Consider the following 19,306-nt stretch of genomic DNA (forward strand, 5'->3'; position numbering starts at 1 on the left):
GGCGGCCGCAGGGGAGAGGGGCGTACATGGGCTGGACGGTCCTCTACATCGCGTTCGGATTCGTCGCGCTGTGGCTGCTCGGCGAGGTGCTGTTGCAGTACAAGGCCAGGCTGCGCTGGCGCCTGCTGGCCTTCGTCGGCTTCCTCGGCGTCGTCGTCGGTGTGCTGATTCCTTCGGTGTGGATCATCGGTCTCGGTGCCATCGCCTTCGCCACGGGTCAGACGTACGTGACGCTGTCGTTCCGCAAGGGCTTCTCCACCGGCTGGGCGCTCGGCGGGCGACCGGGCCTGAGCAAGCGCCGCAGGGCATCGGGGCGGGCCGCCGCGAAGGAGCCGACGCTGCAGGTCTCCGACCTGGAGTACGAGCAGGTCCCGCCGCCGCCCGCGCACGGCCCCGACGTCCCCGGGGACGGGGTGTACGAGCCCGAGCCGATGCCCGACGACACCGGCCAGTACGGCGTGTACAGCGACGCGGCCCACGCCCCGCCCACCGCGGGCGACGCCCACCAGAGCGAGGGCCAGGGCTATGACGCTGCGGCCTTCGGCGGCTACGACCAGCAGAACTACGGCTACGACGAGACGGGCGCGCAGCAGTACGCCGCGTACTCCGACCCGTACATCGGCACGCAGACCTACGGCGCGCGGCAGAGCTACGACACCTACGGCGACCAGCAGCAGTACGCCCCCTACGGAGGCGACACGTACAGCGGCGGGCTCGGCGGGACGTACAGCGACAACACGTACAGCGACAGTACGTACAACGACACGCCTCCCGGCGGTGTCTGGGTGCCCCAGCAGCGCACCACCGACGCGCAGTACAGCGGCGAACTCCCGCCGGAGCAGCCGTACCCGTACCAGGGCGGGCCCTCGGGCGACCACCACGACGGCTCGGGCTACAACGAGCAGCAGTACCGCTACTGAGCCCCGCCGAGCCCTCCTGAGCCCCGCCGACTCCGGCGGGGCCAGTCACTCGCCGCTCACTGGGAGCCGCGGAACTCCGGCCCCTCGACGATCAGCCCCGCCACCAGCGTGCCGGACATGCCCGCGTGCGGCAGGCCGCCGCCCGGGTGGGCCCAGCCGCCGACCGCGAAGAGCCCCGGCAGACGGGTGCTGTTGGACGGCTGCAGGAGCCTCCCGGCGGCCGCCGCGAGCGCCGGCGCGGGAACGGCGCCGCCGTGCGCGCCGGTGGCCTCCGCGACGTCCGCAGGGGTGCGGACCTCGTGCCACAGCAGACGGCTCCGCAGCTCCGGGACCACGGCCTCGGCGCGGCTGATCACCCGCCGCACGTCGTCGGCGGTGATCTCCAGGTGGGCCGGGACCGTCGCCGTCAGCGTCACCGCCTCGTGCGCGGCGTCCGGCGTCAGCTCCGGGTCGTCGGGGCGGAGCACCGCGAGCGTGGGGGAGGCGGGCAGTCCGGGCCGCTCGCCGAAGAGGCGGTCCAGCTCGTCCTGGCGGTCGGCCGAGTGCAGCACCGTGCGCAGCGGGGTGCCCTCGGGGCGCGCGCCGGACAGGGCCAGGAAGACCGTCAGGCGGCTCGGCAGGCCGGAACGCGCCGGAACGTCACCCTCCGCCCGTATGTTCACACCGGACAGCATCCCGCCCAGGGCCGAGGGCGCGACGCCCGCGACCACGAAGTCCGCGTCCGCGGTGGTGCCGTCGGCGAGCTCCACGCCCGCCGCCCTGCCGTCCTTCTCGACGATCCGCGTCACCGCGGCCCCGAACACGAACTCGACCCGTCGGGCCACACACCGCTCGTACACCGCGCGGGCCAGGGCACGCATGCCGCCCCGCGCCGACCAGGTGCCGAATGTCTGCTCCAGATAGGGCAGGACCGCGGCGCTCGCCGGGGTCGTACGGGGATCGAGGCCCTGCGCCAGCGCGAACTGCTCCAGGAGCGCGACCAGCCGCGCGTCGCCGCCCAGCTCCAGCTCGCCGACCTCGCTGAGCGTGGCCGCCCTGCGCTCGCGGCGCAGCAGGCGCTTGAGCGGCACCGAGGGATAGGGCTCGCGGTCGGCGAGCACCTCCCAGTTCGGCCACAGGGGCTCTTCGAGGAGGGGGCGGCGGGTGCGGTCCCAGGCCTCCCTGGCGCGGTTCATGAACGCCGACCAGCGCGCGCCCGCGCCCGCGCCGAGCGCCGTGTCCAGGGCCTCGCCCACGCCCGCGCGCGAGGCGTTCGGCAGGTCCGCCGTCGTGCCGTCCGCGAAGACGTGGCGCACGGCGGGCTCCACCTGGGAGAGCTCGACGCACTTCTCCAGGGGCTCCTTGCCCGTCTTGACGAACAAGTCGCGGTACACCGCGGGGAGGTGCAGCAGCCCCGGGCCCGTGTCGAAGGAGAAGCCGTCCCGCTCGACGCGGCCCACCGCGCCGCCGAACGTCTCCCCGCGTTCGTACACCACCACCCGGTGGCCCGCGACGGCCAGCCGGGCGGCCGCCGACATCGCGCCGAGACCTGCGCCGATCACCACAATCCGTGCCATGCCAGGGACTTTATCGGCAGCCTCCGACACTCAGGGCGGCGGCGCCCCCGCCCGCTCCGCGAGCCGCTTCTCCTCGCGCCGCTGCGCCCTGCGCCGCAGGAACCTGCGGATCCGCGAGACGAGGAAGAACAGCAGGAACAGGCCGATCACCAGCAGCACCGCCGCGATGACCGCCGCGGCCTCCGGGTAGAACATCGCGAAGCTGATGAGGCCGCCGACCCCGAGATCCTCGGCCGTGCTCATCACGAAGTTGCTGACCGGCTCCGGCGAGGTGTTGATCGCCATCCGCGTCCCGGACTTCACCGCGTGGCTGGCCAGCGCGGTCGAACCGCCCACCGCGCCCGCCGCCAGATCCGAGAGGGACCCGCTCTGGCCCGCGAGGAGCGCCCCCACCACGGCACCGGACACCGGCCGGATCACGGTGTGCACCGTGTCCCAGACCGAGTCGACGTACGGGATCTTGTCGGCGACGGCCTCGCACAGGAAGAGCACGCCCGCCGCGATCAGTACGTCGGGCCGCTGAAGCGCCTCGGGGACCTCGTCGCTCACACCGGTCGCGCCGAAGATGCCGAGCAGCAGGACCACGGCGTACGCGTTGATCCCGCTCGCCCAGCCGCTGGTGAACACCAGGGGGAGTACGGACACGGACGTGATCGTAACCATTTGTGAACGTATCGGCCTGGGGATGAGCACGGACGTCTGAGTATCCGTACCTAGTGAGTGAGATGAGTACCCGCGCGGATGGGCCCCCACCTGCGGAGACGGAAGAGTGTGGGGCACGGAGAAGGGCGCGGCGCCGGTACCGCCGACACGGGGCGGCGGAACCGTGCCGCGCCCTTGGCCGCTCCTTCCGCCACACGGCGGAAGCGAGGTACGGGGGTGACTCGGGGGGACGACCACACGGGGGTCGCACGGGGGTTGCCGGGGGACACGAAGAAAGCGCCGGTGCGGTGCCGCCCGGGAACGGGGGCACCGCACCGGCGCCTTCGCGTGCGGTCTACGCGCGCGTGCCGCTGACCCGGCCCTGCAGCAGCCGTGAGAGCGCCGCGTGCACGTCGTCGAGCGAGCGCTCCGGCTGGAAGGCCTGCCAGTCCAGCGCGGCGACCAGCACCATGCCGACCAGCGCCGCGGCGGTCAGCGGGATGTCGATCTCGTCGCTCAGCTCGCCGCCCTCCACACCCGCCCGCAGTACGTCCTCGACCACCGCGACGGCCTGCTGTCTGACCACGAGCAGGGTGGACTGCCAGGCACGGTTGGTCCGCCACAGCTCGGCCACGTAGAGCTGCGTGAAGGCCGGATAGCGGTTGATGAAGACCAGGCCGGCCCGGATCATCGCGTCGAGTGCGTCGACCTTGCTGCCGCCGCTCCTCGCCACCTCCTCGGAGGCCTCCTTCAGGGAGGCGGTCAGCAGGCCGACACCGTGCCGCAGCAGCTCTTCGAAGAGGACCGATTTGCTCGCGAAGTTGTAGTAGACGGTGCCCTTCGCGACTCCGGCCCGCTCGGCGATCTCGTCGACCGTCGTGGCGGAGAACCCCTGTTCCGCGATGAGGGTGACGGCGGCCTCGTAGAGCTTCTGCCGGGTGGCCTCGCGGCGGGTGCTGCCTGCACTGCTGTCCATGGTCCTGATTCTCACAGGTCGCGCCGGGTCGCCCGGCCCCGCCGTGCTCATGGTGCGGGCTCCGCTCACAGCGTCAGCTCCGGGTGCAGCCGGTCGAGGGTCCACACCTGCTTGCGGCGCGCGGAGAGCGCGGTCAGGGCGAGGGCGCCCAGGGTGAAGGCCGTCAGGACCGCGCAGCCCTGCCAGACGGGACCGAGGCCGCCGCCCGTGATGAGTCTCCGGAGAGCCTCGACGACGTAACTCATCGGCAGGAAGGGATGGATCGCGCTGAAGAAGCCGGGGCTCGTCTGAACGGGGTACGTGCCGCCCGCCGACGTCAGCTGCAGCATCAGGAGGGCGAGGACGAGGATCCGCCCGGCCGGTCCGAAGCGGGCGTTGAGCCACTGCACGATCGCCGCGAAGCACGCCGTCACCAGAAAGAGGAAGCCCACCGTCCCCGCCGCCCGCGCCATCTGCAGGCCGATGCCCCAGTGCAGTACGGAGAGCAGGGCCGCGGTCTGGAGCACGCCGAGGGCGGCCACCGGGAGCCAGCCCGCGAGCGCGATGCGCCACGCGGAGGCGCCCGCGGCGAGCGCGCGCCGGTTGAGCGGCTGGATCAACATGTACGCCACCATCGCGCCGACCCACAGGGAGAGCGGGATGAAGTACGGGGCGAATCCGGTGCCGTAGTTGGGCGCCTTGTGCAGTGACTGGGAGGCGAGCTGCACGGGGTCGGACATGACGCCGGTGCGCTCGTCGCGGTCCTTCTTGTCGTAGTCCGGGATCTTCTTGACGCCGTCGTGGAGCCCGCCGGACAGCTTCGACGAGCCGTCGGCCAGCTTGAACATGCCGCCCTTGAGGTCGCTCGCGCCGGTCTCCAGCTTGCCGATGCCCTCGTCGAGGTCGGTGGCGCCCGTCCTCGCGGTGCCGAGGCCCGTGTGGAGCTTCTTGGCGCCCTTGGCGACGTCGCCGGCGCCCTTGTTGAGGTCGTTGATCTGGGTGACGGCGGTGTTCAGGTCCTCGTCGAGGTGCGGGGCGCGGTCGGCGAGCGCCTGGGACTTCTTCTGGAGCGTGGCCAGGTGCTTGTCGAGCTTCTTGACGTCGCTGTTCTGGTCCTTGATCACGGTGTTCATGTCGTCCGCGACGGTCGACACGTTCTCGGCGGCCGTCCTGGCCTTCTTGAACCGTGCGCAGTGGGGATCGGGGACGGGGGCCTTCTCGCACCGCTCGCGGTAGAAGTCGCCGATGATCCGGGAGCCGTCCCTGGCGCCCTCGGCCGCCGCGGGCGCCAGCTTGACCCAGGTGGAGAGGTGGTGGCGCATCGCCTTCGAGGAGTCGGCGACGAGCTGTGCCGTGTCCCCGATCGTCTTGCCGTTGTCCTTCAGGAAGGGCCGCACCTGGTCCGCCGTGCCGTTGACCTTGTCGGCCAGCTTCTGCGTCCCGTCGGCGACCTTCTTCGATCCGGTCTGGAGCCTGCCCGCGCCCTTGTCGAGCTTCTCGATGCCACTGGCCAGCTTGCCGCTGCCGTCCTTGGCGTCCCCGAGGCCGTTCGCGAGGTCCTTGGAGCCCTTCTTCGCCTTGCCGATGCCGTCGTCCAGCTTGTCGGCGCCGTCGGCGGCCTTCTGCGTCGCCCCGTGGATGTCGGAGAACGAGATGAAGATCTTGTCGAGGAACGAGCGCGACGCCTTCGTGGACGCGGCGGAGCGCACTTCGGAGAAGACCGTCCGCGAGATCTGCCCGACGATGTAGTTGTTGGCGTCGTTCGTACGGACCCGCAGGGCGCCCGTCTCCGGAGAGTCGCCCGAACTCGACGCGATGCGCTTGCTGAAGTCCTCGGGCATCGTCAGGGAGAGGTAGTACGTGCCGTCCTCGACGCCCTTGCGTGCCTCGGCGTCGCTCACCTCGTGCCACTCGAAGGTCTTGCTGTCGCGCAGCCCCTCGACGATGTTGTCGCCCGCCGCGAGCTTCTTGCCCTGCGCGGTGGCTCCCTTGTCGTCGTTGACGAGCGCCACGGGGATGCGGTCCAGGCGGCCGTAGGGGTCCCAGAAGGACCACAGGTACAGGGCTCCGTACAGCAGGGGCAGCAGCAGGAGCGCGACGAGCGCGGCGCGCGGCAGCTTCCCCCTGCCGAAGCGCCTGAGCTCAAGAGCGGCGAGCTTCGGCGAGCGCATCCGCCGTCTCCTTGTCGTCGTCGGGGCGGTCGTCGTCGGTGTCGGGACGGTCGTCGGCGGCGGGTTCGGCCGAGTTGTGCGGGGTTTCGCCGGAACGGGCGCCGGTGTGGACCACGACCGCGCCCTCGGGCGCCTCGCTGCACACCGCCACGACGGTCATGCCGTGGTCCGTGAGGGACGCCAGCATTCCCCAGGCCTCGGCCCGTTCGGCGTCGGAGAGCTTCAGGTCGGTGTCGTCGACGCCCAGCACACGCGGGCGGCCGATCAGGGCCAACGCCACGGAGAGCCGCAGCACTTCGAGCCTCTCCAGATCGCGCACGGCGGTCCGGCGCCCCTTGGGCAGCGCCTCGATGTCGAGCCCGGCGGCGGCCAGCGCGGCGTCGACGCGCAGCTGCGTCTCGTTCCTCCGCTCGGCGCGCGGCCGCAGCAGCCCGCGCAGCGAGCCCCCGAACCGCCGCTCAAGGAGCGCGCGTTCGTGCAGGTGCTCGGCGACCGTCAGGGCCGGGTCGAGATCGGTGACGCCGGGCACGGGCCCGAGCCCGCTGATCCCGCGCACCGCGGCCAGCTGTTTCGGCAGGCGGAAGCGGCCCACGGACGCGTGGCCCTCGGTGGCACGCATACGTCCCGTCAGCGCGAGCAGAAGACAGGTGCGGCCCGATCCCGAAGGGCCCTCCAGCGCGATCAGCGACCCGGACTCCGCACGGAACCCGATGCCGCGGAACGCCCAGCCGCGCGGGCCCTTGAGCCCGAAGTTCTCGGCGGTGACGGCGGCTCCGCGCGCGCCGTCGGTCGGACCGTCCACAGTCCCCCCTGCCCCTTCGTCGCACCGGCCGCACCGCACCGGCTTTTGAACTGACTGGTCAGTACAAAAGTAAGCCCGAACCCACGATCGAGGCAAAGCCCCAGGTCAGAGCCGATTGTCAGTGGCGTACTCCACGATGGGCACATACGGCCACTGCGCCGTCACACGACGACAGGAGGTTCGTCATGGCCAGCACTTCCGCAGCCGCCCGCCGGCACCGCGCCGTCGGCCCTGCTCCCTCACTGACCGGCCCGGCGAGCGATGTCCACCCCGTCCTGCGCCGCGCGACCGCCCCGCCCGCCGCCCTCGAACTCCTCGCCCAGGCCCGCGCCGGACTCGACGAGGCCGCACGCCTGGAAGCCCCGCACGAGCGCTACGCCACCGCCCACCTCGCCGCCCTGCGCACCGCCGCCGCCGTCCTGGCCGCCCGCGGCCGCCCCGAAACGACCGCGCGCCGCAGGCAGCGCATCCGCAGCGCCTGGGAAGTCCTCCCCGAGATAGCCCCCGAACTGACCGAGTGGAGCGCCCTGTTCGCCTCCGGCGCCGCCCGCAGGGCCCGCGCCGAGGCGGGCATAGCGGCCGCCGCCACCCCGCGCGACGCCGACGACCTGCTCCGCGACGTCGCGATGTTCCTGCGCATCGTCGAGCGGATGCTCGTGCTCCAGCCCGTGCTGCCCCAGCCCCGGCAGGAGTCCCAGGACGCGGGCCGGGAGCCGCCGGACGCGGGCTGACCGGCGCGTCCGCACGGTGGGACACATGGCCGGGGCACCACGGCGCAGGCAATAGGGTGGAGCCATATCCGCACCCCACGCGCCGAGGAGTCACCTGCCGTGTCGGACCCGATGCGCCCATCCGTCTCCCCTCACCACCACCAAACGGCGTCGCTGCGCTCCGACACCCCTCGCCCGCGCGCTTCCCTTCGCACAGCAGTGGTCTGGGACGTCCTGAAGGACGCCCTGGACCGCCGGGTCAAGGCCACCGGCAAGGAGTCGCGCACCGAACTCGACGTGCTCGACACCGGCGGCGGCAGCGGCAACTTCGCGGTGCCCGTCGCCCGGCTCGGCCACCGCGTCACGGTCGTCGACCCCAGCCCGAACGCGCTGTTCGCGCTGGAGCGCAGGGCCGCCGAGGCCGGCGTCGCCGACCGGGTGCGCGGCGTCCAGGGCGACGTGCTCGGCCTCTTCGACGTCGTCGAGCGGGGCGGCTTCGACGCGGTCCTGTGCCACGGCGTCCTGGAGTACGTGGACGACCCGGCCGAGGGCGTGCGCCTCGCCGTCGACGCGCTGCGCCCCGCCGGCATCCTCAGCCTGCTCGGGGCGGGCCTCGGCGGCGCCGTGCTCGCCCGGGCCCTCGCCGGGCACTTCAAGGAGGCGCAGACCGCGCTCGCCGACCCGGCGGGCCGCTGGGGCGCGGGCGACCCCGTGCCGAGGCGGTTCACCGCCGAACAGCTCACCGCGCTCGTCGAGTCCGCGGGCGTGCGCGTCGACGCGGTGCACGGCGTCCGGGTCTTCGCCGACCTGGTCCCCGGCGTCCTCGTGGACACCGAGCCGGGCGCCATGGAAGCCCTCCTGCAGCTGGAGGCCGCCGCGGCCGAGCTGCCCGCTTTCCATGCCGTGGCCACCCAGCTGCACGTGCTCGGTGAGGCGCGGGAGACGTCCGGGGCCTGAGCCGCTCCCGAGGCTCACCGGCTGATCAGGGACGCAGCCGCACATGGAGTACGCCACAGGCCCCCCGAACGGGCTACGGGCGCCGTATGATCGAGGGACACCGTTCTGCATGACGGTTCGGCCGCTGGGGAATGCACGCTTCAGCGGATCGGAGCGGAGTGAAGGTCCGGTTTGGCGAAGTTGGCGTAGAGGGGCGGGTTTCACGGGGGCGATTCCCTGCCTATCCTGAAGGGGACCCCCGGTCGCCCCGGCGACTGCACGATGAGGAGGACTCCGTGCCGCTCTCGGAGCACGAGCAGCGCATGCTCGAGCAAATGGAGCGAGCGCTGTACGCCGAAGATCCCAAGTTCGCGACAGCGCTTGAGGGAAGCGGGCTGCGCACGTACACCCGGAAGCGGGTCTACCAAGCGGTCGTGGGCTTCCTTGTGGGCATCGCCCTTCTCATGTCCGGAATGGTCGCCCAGCAGATCTGGATCAGCGTGGTGGGGTTCCTCGTCATGCTGGGCTGCGCGGTGCTCGCCGTCACCGGCTGGCGCAAGGCGCCGAAACCGGGCGAGCAGGCTTCGGGCACGGCCGCCGCGCCAGGTGGGGCCGCGGCCCCTCGGCAGGCGAGGCAGCGCCGCTCCGTCATGAACCGCATCGAGCAGCGGTGGCAGCGCCGCCGCGACGAGCAGCAGGGTGGTCAGTGAGCCCGGCGGCTCACGACTGACCGAACAGACGTAGGTATGTGTGAGGGGCGGCCACCCAGTGGGTGGCCGCCCCTCACATGTGTGCGAACCCGGGTCACATGTGTGCGAACCCGGGCTCGGCCACACATGTGTGCGGCCCCGCGTTCAGCCACACGTGTGCGGCCCCGGCCCCGGCCACGCATGTGTGGGACCGGGCTCGGCCGCACCCGTGCGGCCCCGGCCCTCAGCTCTCCTGGCCGGCCCGCCGCGGCAGCTTCCGCGCGAGCACCGACCACCGCTTGGCGGCCCGCTCGCGCCAGCGCTCCCCGAACGCCGTCCACCGGTCCGAGACCGCCCACACCACCCGGGCGGCCGAACGCGGCGCGAGCGTCACACGCAGTCGCGTCAGCCGGCCCACCGAAGCGTTCAGGCCGTCCTGGACGCGCCGGACGTCCTCGGCGAGCCCCGCCGCGGGCTGCGGGTGCGGTGCGTAGAGCACCTGCTCCACCGCGGCCGCCACCCGGTGCACGGCCTCCGCCGGACCGCTGGTCAGCTGCCCCACGCGGACGATCCGCGCGGCCGCCTTCCGCGGGGTCTGTGACTCGTCCGGCGCAATGCCGTGGTCCCAGGCCGTATCGGTCACTTCCAGCCATGCGGCCAGCGTCCGCGCCGTCGCGTCCGCCGGGGTGCGCCCCCCGGATGCCAGGCGCACGGCCCGGGCCCTGGTCCGCCACAGCAGCGGCAGCAGAGGCAGCGCGAGAACGAGCAGCGCCGCCAGGGAGATGCCCACGATCATCGCGACGGGCGTGCCGTCACCGCCGGAACCGGCCGCGATCGCCGGCGCGACGCTCGCGCAGCCGCCCTGCTTCTTCTGGTCGGGCGGGCAGGTGTCCGAGACCGACGGCGCCGTGGAGGGCTCGGAGGACGCGGAGGGCTCCGGGGTGTCCGGGTCGTCCGTACCGTCGGAGGGGACGTCCGAGCGGGTGTAGTCCGGCACCGTGCCACGGCTCGGCGTCGGCTCGAAACGGGTCCAGCCCACGCCCTCGAAGTACAGCTCGGGCCAGGCGTGCGCGTCCCGCAGCCCGACCGACATCGAACCGTCCCCCTCGGCCGTGCCCGGCGTGAAGCCCACCGCGACCCGGGCCGGTATCCCCAGCGTCCGCGCCATCGAGGCCATCGCGAAGGAGAAGTGGACGCAGAAGCCCTCCTTCTGCTTCAGGAACCGCTCGATCGCCGAGGGACCGCTGCCCGCACGCACCTGCGTGTTGTACGTGAACCCGCCGTCCGACGCGAAGTAGTCCTGGAGCTTGACCGCCTGCTCGTACGGGTTCCCGGCACCCTTGGTGACCTGCCTGGCCCGGTCCGCGACCATCTGGGGCAGCGAGTCCGGCACCTTCGTGAACTCGCGCCGCAGATCGTCGGGCGGCTCGGGCGCCGCCGCGAGCTGCTCGGCCGTGGGCTCCACGACCAGGCTCTTCACCCTGTACTGCGCGCCCCGCGTGGTCTGGCCGCGGTCGCCGACGAGGGCGCGGCCCACCGGCTCGTACCGCCAGCGGCCGTCGATCTCCACCTGGCTGGCGGGGAACGGCATCGGGAGCCAGTTCTGCGCGTAGCTGTCGGCGGCCGCGATGTTCGTCTGGATCTCGGTCCTGCGGACGTCGGGGCGCAGACCCTGGGGGTTCGGCAGCGGCGACGGCACGTCCTGGATGCGCCGGACGGTGGTCTTCCATGTCGTGCCGTCGAACTGGTCGAGCGAGACGATCCGCAGATACATCTCGTCGGTCGTCTCGGCGTTCGTGCGGTACGACAGGACCTCGCGGTCCTCCGGCTGGTTCAGGCTGTCCTGGAGGGCCACCAGCGGATTGACCGCCGAGATCGTCCCGCCGCCGCCCGAGCCGTCACCGCCCGCACCGCCGGAGCCGTCCAGCAGACCGCCGTCCAGGGCGGGCAGCGCGAGCGGCACCACCAGGGCGATGCCCAGGGCGACCGCCCCGATGCGGCGCCCCGTGCGGACCGGGGCGAGCGCCCCGCTGTTGCTCTCCAGGCCTCCGGTGACCCGCCCCGGCGTGCGCACAGCGCCGCCGAAGACACGGCCCCACTGCGAGAGCCGGTCCCGGCCCTCGGCCAGGAGCAGCAGCAGATACCCGGCGGCGGCCAGCAGGAACCACAGCCACCCGGCGCCGCCGTCGGAGAGACCCGCCGCGACCGAGTACAGGGCGAGCAGCGGAAGCCCCGCGGGGGCCGCCGTACGGAAGGTCACCGCGAGCGCGTCCACCGCGAGGCCGATCACCAGCACGCCGCCGACCAGCATCAGCCGGATGCCGTCGCTGAGCGGCGCCGGGATCATGTACTGACTGACGTCGTTGCCGCCCGCCTCCAGGAGCAGGCCGAACCGGCGGAAGACGTCCGGCCCCGGCACGATCCCCGCCGGAGCCTGTTCGCGGGCGAACACCAGCGTCAGCAGGAGCAGCGACACCAGTGCCTGCACCGCCACGGTGAGGGGCCTGGCCAGCGGCACCCGCCGGGCCAGTGCGCCCACGCCGCTCTGCAGCACGAGCAGGACGATCGCCTGCAGGAACCACGTCGCCGGATCGACGAGCGGCAGCAGCGAGCCCGACGCCATCAGCGTGGCCGCCGTGGCGCAGACCGCGAGCCGCGCGCGTCCGCTCATGAAAGTTCCCCCACGTCACTGGCCCCCACGTCACCGGCCCCCACATCACTGTGCTCCACGTTCCAACGGCCCCGGCCGTTCACGCCCAACCCCCGCTCGCCGTGCCCGCGACGGGCGCCGGGCCCGCGGCCGAGCGGGCATGGTCCGCCTGCCGCCACAGGTCCGCGAAGTCCGCCCCGGGCGGCACCGTCAGCGCCGCCCAGCCCGCCTCGCGGAGCATCTGCACGCGGGCCTCACCGGGACCGGACGGCAGGACACCGGGGCCCCGCCCCCACACCGCGCTGTCCAGCACGAACGCGACGGCCGAGCCGCTGCGCCGGCGCATCTTGGCGACCACCGCGGCCTGCTCCTCGTCCATGTCGCCGAGGAAGGCGATGAGGAGCCCTTCGTTCCCCCCGCGCAGCACGTCGTACGCCCGGGAGAGCCCGGCGCCGTCCGAGTGGTCGACCACCGCGAGCGTGTCCATCATCAGTCCGGCCGCGTCCGCCGACTCCTGGCTGGCCCCCGCGAACCCGTCCGAGCCCTCACCCGGCACCGAGGCGCCCGTGTCGGTCAGGAGACGCACCGAGAAGCCCCGTTCGAGCATGTGCACCAGCGTCGACGCCGTGCCCGACACCGCCCACTCGAAGGCCGAGTCCGGTCCCGCGCCCCGGAACCCGGCGCCCCGCGTGTCAAGGAGCACCGTGCAGCGGGCGCGCTGCGGCTGTTCCTCGCGGCGCACCATCAGCTCGCCGTAGCGCGCGGTGGAGCGCCAGTGGACCCGGCGCAGGTCGTCGCCGTGCCGGTAGCCGCGCGGGATGACGTCGTCCTCGCCGGCCAGGGCCAGCGAGCGGTTGCGCCCGTCGCCGTACCCCTTCGCCTCACCCGTGAGCCGCACCGGAGGCAGCGCCTCCACACGCGGGATGACCGTCAGGGTGTCGTACGTCGAGAAGGAGCGCGTCAGCTCGCACATGCCGAACGGGTCCGTCAGGCGCAGTTGCAGCGGGCCCAGCGGATAGCGGCCGCGCAGGTCGGAGCGGACCCGGTAGGACACCTCGCGCCGTCCGCCCGCCTCCACGCGGTCCAGCACGAACCGGGGCCGCGGCCCGAGGACGTACGGCACCCGGTCCTGGAGCATCAGCAGCCCGGTGGGCAGCCGCGAGACGTTGTCCATCCGCAGATGGACGCGGGCCTCCGAACCGGCGGGCACGCGCGCGGGGGACAGCCTGCGGCTGCCCGCCACGCGGTACCGGGTGCGGAACAGGACGGTGGCGCACACCAGCGGCAGCACGGCGAGCAGCAGCCCGACGCGCAGCAGGTCGCTCTGGCCCAGGACGTAGGCGCAGATGGCGGCGGCGACGCCGGCCGCGAGGAAGGAACGGCCGCGGGTGGTCAGTCCCGCGAGAGCCGTGCGCACCCCGCCCTTCTCGCTCTCGGCCTGGCCCGCCGGCCTCCCCCCGGCCGTCATCACAGCCTCCGGGCGCCGGGCGGCTGCTGGTTGAAGTAGGCGCTGGGACCGGGCTGCACGGCGGCGGGCACCGGGGTGTGCTGAAGGATCTCCAGGACGACGGATTCGGCGGTACGCCGGTTCAACTGGGCCTGCGCCGTGGGCAGCAGGCGGTGCGCGAGGACCGCGACGGCCAGGGCCTGCACGTCGTCCGGCAGGGCGAACTCACGGCCGCTGAGGGCGGCGGAGGCCTTGGCGGCGCGCAGCAGGTGCAGCGTCGCGCGCGGGGACGCCCCGAGTCTGAGGTCCGGGTGGTTGCGGGTCGCGCCGACCAGATCCACCGCGTACCTCCGCACGGGCTCGGCCACGTGGACCGTGCGCACCGCGTCGATGAGCTTCACGATCTCGTGCGCGTGCGCCACCGGCTGGAGGTCGTCCAGGGGCGACACGCCACCGTGGATGTCGAGCATCTGCAGCTCGGCCTCCGGGCCCGGGTAGCCGATCGAGACGCGCGCCATGAAGCGGTCGCGCTGCGCCTCCGGCAGGGGATAGGTCCCCTCCATCTCGACGGGGTTCTGCGTGGCCACCACCATGAAAGGACTGGGCAGTTCGTACGTCTGCCCGTCGATGGTGACCTGACGCTCCTCCATGGACTCCAGGAGCGCGGACTGCGTCTTCGGAGACGCACGGTTGATCTCGTCGCCGATCACGATCTGCGCGAAGATCGCACCCGGCTTGAACTCGAAGTCCCTGCGCTGCTGATCGAAGATGGACACCCCGGTGATGTCCGACGGCAGCAGATCCGGTGTGAACTGGATCCGCCGCACCGAGCAGTCGATGGACCGCGCGAGTGCCTTGGCGAGCATGGTCTTGCCCACGCCCGGCACATCCTCGATGAGCAGGTGCCCCTCCGCCAGGAGCACGGTCAGCGAAAGCCGTACGACCTCTGGCTTGCCCTCGATCACACCCTCCACCGACCTGCGGACACGCTCCGCGGTCGTGGTCAGATCTGTGAGGCTCGCTCGATCGTCATAGGTCGTCACCCGGCCCTCCTCGGCCCTTCCCCGCGCTCACGAGGAGCAGGGGATACCCCATGTCCGGGCCGGACGCTCGCGCGCACGACCCGGTCCACCCAGAATTCATCGGCGGCACGCGGGAATGGTTCCGCGTGATGCCACCCCCGCATTGTTGTTGGGCATACCGGGTCGTGTCACTCGCCTGTGGATAACTGGCGGCGATTTGCAGGACCTTGCGGCCCTTTGTCAGTCACGCCCTATGTCGGTCACGCGGGGTCGATCTCCCGCAGCAGACCCGTCTTCACGTCGAACACAAAACCCCGGACGTCATCGGTGTGCAGCAGGAACGGCGAGGTCCGCACGCGCTCCATCGACTGCCGCACGTCCTGGTCCACGTCCCGGAAGGCCTCCACCGCCCAGGAGGGACGCTGTCCGACCTCCATCTCCAGGTCGTGCCGGAACTCCTCGGTGAGGGACTCGAGACCGCAGGTGGTGTGGTGGATCAGTACGACGCTGCGGGTGCCGAGCGCGCGCTGGCTGATGGTCAGCGAGCGGATGACGTCGTCGGTGACCACACCGCCCGCGTTGCGGATGGTGTGGCAGTCACCGAGTTCGAGACCGAGGGCACCGTGCAGGTCGAGGCGGGCGTCCATGCACGCGACGACGGCGACCCGCAGGACGGGGCGGGCGTCCATGCCGGGGTCGGTGAACCGTGAGGCGTACTTCTCGTTGGCTTCGACGAGGCGGTCGGTGACGCCTCCGACGGCTATGGCGCCGGTCGTGTCGGGCGTGCGGTCCGGGGAGGCTGCGGAAGTCGACATGGCTACGACGTTAATGCGCGCTGATCGTCCGGGCCCGCTGTGAGGAGGGACAAAGAACGTCAAAGACTCTTGTTGTGAGCTAACCCACAACGCGTTCCCGTGACGCGCCCGAACGGGTGACCCGGCCGGTTCCGGACCCCCGTCCAGGACCCCGCCGCGACGCGCAGGCCGGTTGATTGACCGGGAGACACGGTGGACTAAAGTGACGCGAAGCGGGAGACGTGACCTGCTCCCTGCTGGACCGCACATCCCGGGGGTTCCCTGAATCCCCCCACGTGCGCGGCGCGTACGTACGGCTCGGCCTCCTCCCGCTCCCGGTCGGCTGACGCCACTTCCCCGGCGCCAGCAGTCCATTCCCCTTCACGGAGCGGGTGGGGACCCGGCGGTGCGTACGCACGCCGCGCCGGACCTGAGAGGGCCCCTTGAGCGACAACAGCCGACACGTCCCGGTGATGCTTCAGAGGTGCCTGGACATGCTGGCCCCCGCGCTCGCCGAGCCGGGCGCCGTCGTCGTCGACTGCACCCTGGGCCTCGGCGGCCACAGCGAGGCCCTCCTCGCCACCTTCCCCTCGGCCCGCCTCGTCGCCCTGGACCGCGACAAGGAGGCGCTGCGCCTGTCCGGCGAACGCCTCGCCCCCTACGGCGACCGGGCCACCCTGGTCCACGCGGTCTACGACGAACTCCCCGACGTACTCGACCGCCTCGACATCCCGCGCGTCCAGGGCGTCCTCTTCGATCTCGGCGTCTCCTCGATGCAGCTCGACGAGGCGGACCGCGGCTTCGCGTACGCGCAGGACGCCCCCCTCGACATGCGCATGGACCAGACGACCGGTGTCAGCGCGGCCGAGGTGCTCAACACCTACGCGCCGGGCGAACTGGTGAGGATCCTGCGCGCGTACGGCGAGGAGAAGCAGGCCAAGCGCATCGTGAGCGCCGTCGTGCGCGAGCGCGAGAAGGAGCCGTTCAGCAACAGCGCACGGCTCGTCGAGCTCATCCGCGACTCCCTGCCGCAGGCCGCCAAGCGCACCGGCGGCAACCCCGCCAAGCGCACCTTCCAGGCCCTGCGCATCGAGGTCAACGGCGAGCTGAGCGTCCTGGAGCGGGCCGTTCCCGCGGCCGTGAAGTCGCTCGCCGTCGGCGGCAGGATCGCCGTCCTCTCGTACCACTCGCTGGAGGATCGCCTCGTCAAGCAGGTGTTCGCGGCCGGCGCCGCGACGACCGCACCGCCCGGCCTGCCCGTCGTTCCCGAGCGCTACCAGCCGCGGCTCAAGCTCCTGACCCGAGGTGCCGAACTCCCCACCGAGGAAGAGGTCGCCGAGAACCGCAGGGCGGCACCGGCCCGGCTGCGGGGCGCCCAGCGCATCCGCGAAGACGTCGGATAGCCGCTGCCCCGCGCAGAACCCGCTGATCTCCAGGCCGCGAGGAGGCTCCATGAGCAAGAAGCCCGAGCTGCGGGGGAGGGCCGCCCGCCTCGCGCGGCTGCTGCCCCAGGGCCCCAGCCAGGCCGCACGGACCCCCTTCGTGCTCCTCGTCGTCCTGCTCCTCGGCGGCGGCCTGATCGGGCTGCTCATCCTGAACTCCTCCCTCAACGAAGGCTCGTTCCAGCTGAGCGAGTTGAAGAAGGAGACCAAGGACCTCACCGAGGAGGAACAGGAGCTCCAGCGCGAGGTCGACGGCTACGCCGCCCCCGACGCCCTGCAGCGCCGCGCCCAGGAGCTCGGCATGGTCCCCGGCGGCGACCCGGCCTTCCTGAACCCCGACGGCACCGTGCGCGGCGTCCCCGGCACCGCGGCCCGCCCCTCCTCGCTGACGTACCCCGCGCCCCGCCCGCAGGAGGTCGCGTCCCCCGCCGCCTCCGTCTCGATCCCGGTCACGCCCCCGGCGTCCCCCGCGGTCCCGGACCCGGCCGCATCGGCCTCCGCCGTACCGCCGCCCGCGCAGCCCGCCGAGACGCCCGCTGCCCAGGCCTCCACGACTCCCCGGCCCACGACGACCTCCGGCAGGTGACGCAAGTGTCCGACAGGGAACCCCCGCGGCGCCGGGTGCCAGGACCCGCGAGGCCCGTCAGGCCCGCACGGTCCGGCGCGCCCCGCCGCCCGGCGCAGGGCGGCCGCCCCGCCGCCCGCCGCCCCACCGCCAAGGGAAAGAGCAAGGCCCGCACCATCCGCCTGGGCAGCCCCCGGCCGCGCCTGCGCATGGTCAGCCTCGGCCTCACACTGGTGATGCTCGCCTTCGTCGTACGGCTCCTGCAGGTGCAGGCCGTCGACGCCGGCGCGTACGCCGCGAAGGCCGAGAAGAACCGCTACTTCACCCACACCCTCGCCGCCGAGCGTGGGCGCATCACCGACCGCGGCGGCGTCGAGATGGCCGCCAGCGTCGACGCGTACGACATCACGGCGGACCCCACGCTGTTCACGCCGAAGGAGGCCAGGACCAAGGACGCGCCCGAACAGGCCGCCGCGCTCCTGGCCCCCATCCTCGGCAAGGACACCGCCGAGCTCACCAGGAAGCTCAAGACCCCGGACACCCGCTACGTCCTGCTCGCCCGCCGCCAGTCCCCCCAGGTGTGGAAGCAGATCAAGGACCTGCGCGGCGCGCTCGCCGAGCGGGCGGGCACCGACCCGGCCTCCCCGAACGTGCTGGCCGGCGTCCTGGCCGACCCGAGCAGCAAGCGGGTCTACCCGAACGACGAGCTGGGCGCCGGGATACTGGGCTGGGTCAACTCCGACGGCAAGGGCGCGGGCGGCCTGGAGGCCCAGCTCGACAAGCAGCTGGCGGGCGAGGACGGCAAGATCCGCTACGCCCAGTCCGGCGGCCGCCAGGTGCCGACCGCGGGCTCCACGGAGACGCCCGCCGTGCCCGGCTCCGACGTCGAGCTCACCATCGACCGCGACATCCAGTGGGCCGCGCAGAACGCGATCAGCGAGCAGGTCAAGAAGTCCAAGGCCGACCGCGGCTACGTGATAGTGCAGGACACCCGGACCGGCGAGGTCCTGGCCATGGCCAACGCCCCCGGCTTTGACCCGAACGACCTCTCGCAGGCCAACGGCGCGGCCCTCGGCAACGCCGCGCTCCAGGACGCCTTCGAGCCAGGGTCCACCGCCAAGGTCATGTCGATGGCCGCCGTCCTCGAGGAGGAGGCGGCCACGCCCGGTACGCGCGTGACGGTGCCCAACCGGCTGCACCGCGGCGACCGCCTCTTCCAGGACGACATCGACCACCCCACCTGGCACCTGACGCTCAACGGCGTCCTCGCCAAGTCCTCCAACATCGGCACGATCCTCGCCACCGGGGAACTGGGCAAGACGCAGAAGGACGTCAACAAGGTCCTCTACTCGTATCTGCGCAAGTTCGGCCTCGGCAAGAAATCCGGGCTCGACTTCCCCGGCGAGACGTCCGGCATCCTCGCGCGCCCCGCCAAGTGGTCCACATCGCAGCAGTTCACGATCCCCTTCGGCCAGGGCTTCTCCCTCAACGCCATGCAGGCCGCCTCCGTCTACTCGACCATCGCCAACGGAGGCGTACGCGTCGAACCCACCCTGGTGCGCGGCACGAAGGGCCCCGACGGCCGCTTCACGTCGGCGCCCAAGCCCAAGAAGAAGCGCGTCGTCAGCGAGAAGACCGCGAAGACCGTGGCGCAGATGCTGGAGTCCGTCGTCGACGACGAGGAGGGGACCGGCACCAAGGCCCGCATCCCCGGCTACCGCGTCGCGGGCAAGACCGGTACGGCCAACCGGGTCGACCCCGAAACCGGCCGCTACAAGGGCTACACCTCGTCGTTCGCCGGCTTCGCGCCCGCCGACAAGCCGCGCGTCACGGTCTACTGCGCGATCCAGAACGCCACCAAGGGCAGCTACTTCGGTGGCCAGATCTGCGGTCCCATCTACAAGGAAGTCATGGAGTTCGCCCTCAAGACGCTCCAAGTCCCGCCCACAGGAAGCGGCCCGGCCCGTCTGCCGGTGACCTTCAAGCCCTGAGACCGACCAGGAAC

General features: G+C 72.4%; 16 protein-coding genes. 7 read left to right on the plus strand and 9 right to left on the minus strand.

The features are described from left to right. Positions 1–26: 26 nt before the first annotated feature. Positions 27–920, plus strand: coding sequence for a hypothetical protein (locus AC07DO_RS05070; RefSeq protein ID WP_479057133.1), 894 nt, complete (start codon positions 27–29; stop codon positions 918–920). 56 nt (positions 921–976) lie between these two features. Here AC07DO_RS05070 and AC07DO_RS05075 read toward each other — a convergent pair whose 3' ends face one another. From AC07DO_RS05075 to AC07DO_RS05095, 5 genes are all read right to left on the minus strand, one after another. Continuing rightward, positions 977–2,476, minus strand: a complete 1,500-nt coding sequence (locus tag AC07DO_RS05075; RefSeq protein WP_479057135.1) for a phytoene desaturase family protein — start codon at positions 2,474–2,476, stop codon at positions 977–979. 30 nt (positions 2,477–2,506) lie between these two features. Next, the gene (locus AC07DO_RS05080) at positions 2,507–3,121 is read right to left on the minus strand and encodes a DUF4126 domain-containing protein (RefSeq protein WP_479057137.1); all 615 of its coding nucleotides are present in this window, start codon (positions 3,119–3,121) and stop codon (positions 2,507–2,509) included. A gap of 352 nt (positions 3,122–3,473) precedes the next feature. Further along, the gene (locus tag AC07DO_RS05085; protein WP_479057138.1) at positions 3,474–4,094 is read right to left on the minus strand and encodes a TetR/AcrR family transcriptional regulator; all 621 of its coding nucleotides are present in this window, start codon (positions 4,092–4,094) and stop codon (positions 3,474–3,476) included. A 65-nt stretch (positions 4,095–4,159) separates the two neighbouring features. Then, positions 4,160–6,244 (minus strand): YhgE/Pip family protein, encoded by a 2,085-nt coding sequence (locus tag AC07DO_RS05090; protein WP_479057140.1) that lies wholly within the window; start codon positions 6,242–6,244, stop codon positions 4,160–4,162. Continuing rightward, positions 6,216–7,046 carry an ATP-binding cassette domain-containing protein gene (locus tag AC07DO_RS05095; RefSeq protein WP_479057142.1) on the minus strand — a complete coding sequence of 277 codons (831 nt, stop codon included), beginning with the start codon at positions 7,044–7,046 and terminating at the stop codon, positions 6,216–6,218. Before AC07DO_RS05095 ends, AC07DO_RS05090 begins: the two co-directional genes overlap by 29 nt. A 185-nt stretch (positions 7,047–7,231) precedes the next feature. Between AC07DO_RS05095 and AC07DO_RS05100 the strand changes: the two genes are divergently transcribed. From AC07DO_RS05100 to AC07DO_RS05110, 3 genes are all read left to right on the plus strand, one after another. Further along, positions 7,232–7,777, plus strand: a complete 546-nt coding sequence (locus tag AC07DO_RS05100; protein WP_479057144.1) for an SAV_6107 family HEPN domain-containing protein — start codon at positions 7,232–7,234, stop codon at positions 7,775–7,777. 99 nt (positions 7,778–7,876) lie between these two features. After that, positions 7,877–8,713 (plus strand): class I SAM-dependent methyltransferase, encoded by an 837-nt coding sequence (locus AC07DO_RS05105; RefSeq protein ID WP_479057146.1) that lies wholly within the window; start codon positions 7,877–7,879, stop codon positions 8,711–8,713. Between the two features lie 275 nt (positions 8,714–8,988). Then, positions 8,989–9,402: a DUF3040 domain-containing protein gene (locus AC07DO_RS05110; RefSeq protein WP_150166839.1), complete on the plus strand. Its 414-nt coding sequence runs from the start codon at positions 8,989–8,991 to the stop codon at positions 9,400–9,402. 223 nt (positions 9,403–9,625) lie between these two features. Here AC07DO_RS05110 and AC07DO_RS05115 read toward each other — a convergent pair whose 3' ends face one another. The 4 genes from AC07DO_RS05115 to AC07DO_RS05130 form a co-directional block, all read right to left on the minus strand. After that, positions 9,626–12,052: a transglutaminase TgpA family protein gene (locus tag AC07DO_RS05115; protein WP_479057148.1), complete on the minus strand. Its 2,427-nt coding sequence runs from the start codon at positions 12,050–12,052 to the stop codon at positions 9,626–9,628. Between the two features lie 79 nt (positions 12,053–12,131). After that, the gene (locus AC07DO_RS05120; RefSeq protein WP_479057150.1) at positions 12,132–13,499 is read right to left on the minus strand and encodes a DUF58 domain-containing protein; all 1,368 of its coding nucleotides are present in this window, start codon (positions 13,497–13,499) and stop codon (positions 12,132–12,134) included. Then, entirely contained in the window at positions 13,499–14,521 is a 1,023-nt protein-coding gene (locus tag AC07DO_RS05125) for an AAA family ATPase (protein ID WP_479057151.1), read from the minus strand. Before AC07DO_RS05125 ends, AC07DO_RS05120 begins: the two co-directional genes overlap by 1 nt. A gap of 239 nt (positions 14,522–14,760) precedes the next feature. Then, positions 14,761–15,315: a beta-class carbonic anhydrase gene (locus AC07DO_RS05130; RefSeq protein ID WP_479057153.1), complete on the minus strand. Its 555-nt coding sequence runs from the start codon at positions 15,313–15,315 to the stop codon at positions 14,761–14,763. Positions 15,316–15,737: 422 nt separating this feature from the next. On the opposite strand from AC07DO_RS05130, the gene rsmH reads away from it, so the two are divergent. From rsmH to AC07DO_RS05145, 3 genes are read left to right on the plus strand one after another with little or no spacing between them, the layout of a single operon-like run. Then, positions 15,738–16,697, plus strand: coding sequence for a 16S rRNA (cytosine(1402)-N(4))-methyltransferase RsmH (gene rsmH, locus AC07DO_RS05135; protein ID WP_479057155.1), 960 nt, complete (start codon positions 15,738–15,740; stop codon positions 16,695–16,697). A 49-nt stretch (positions 16,698–16,746) separates the two neighbouring features. Next, the gene (ftsL, locus tag AC07DO_RS05140) at positions 16,747–17,322 is read left to right on the plus strand and encodes a cell division protein FtsL (protein ID WP_479057158.1); all 576 of its coding nucleotides are present in this window, start codon (positions 16,747–16,749) and stop codon (positions 17,320–17,322) included. Positions 17,323–17,327: 5 nt separating this feature from the next. Then, entirely contained in the window at positions 17,328–19,292 is a 1,965-nt protein-coding gene (locus AC07DO_RS05145; protein ID WP_479057160.1) for a peptidoglycan D,D-transpeptidase FtsI family protein, read from the plus strand. The last annotated feature ends 14 nt before the right edge of the window (positions 19,293–19,306 follow it).

The sequence above is a fragment of the Streptomyces sp. NPDC045678 genome, from assembly GCF_056432085.1.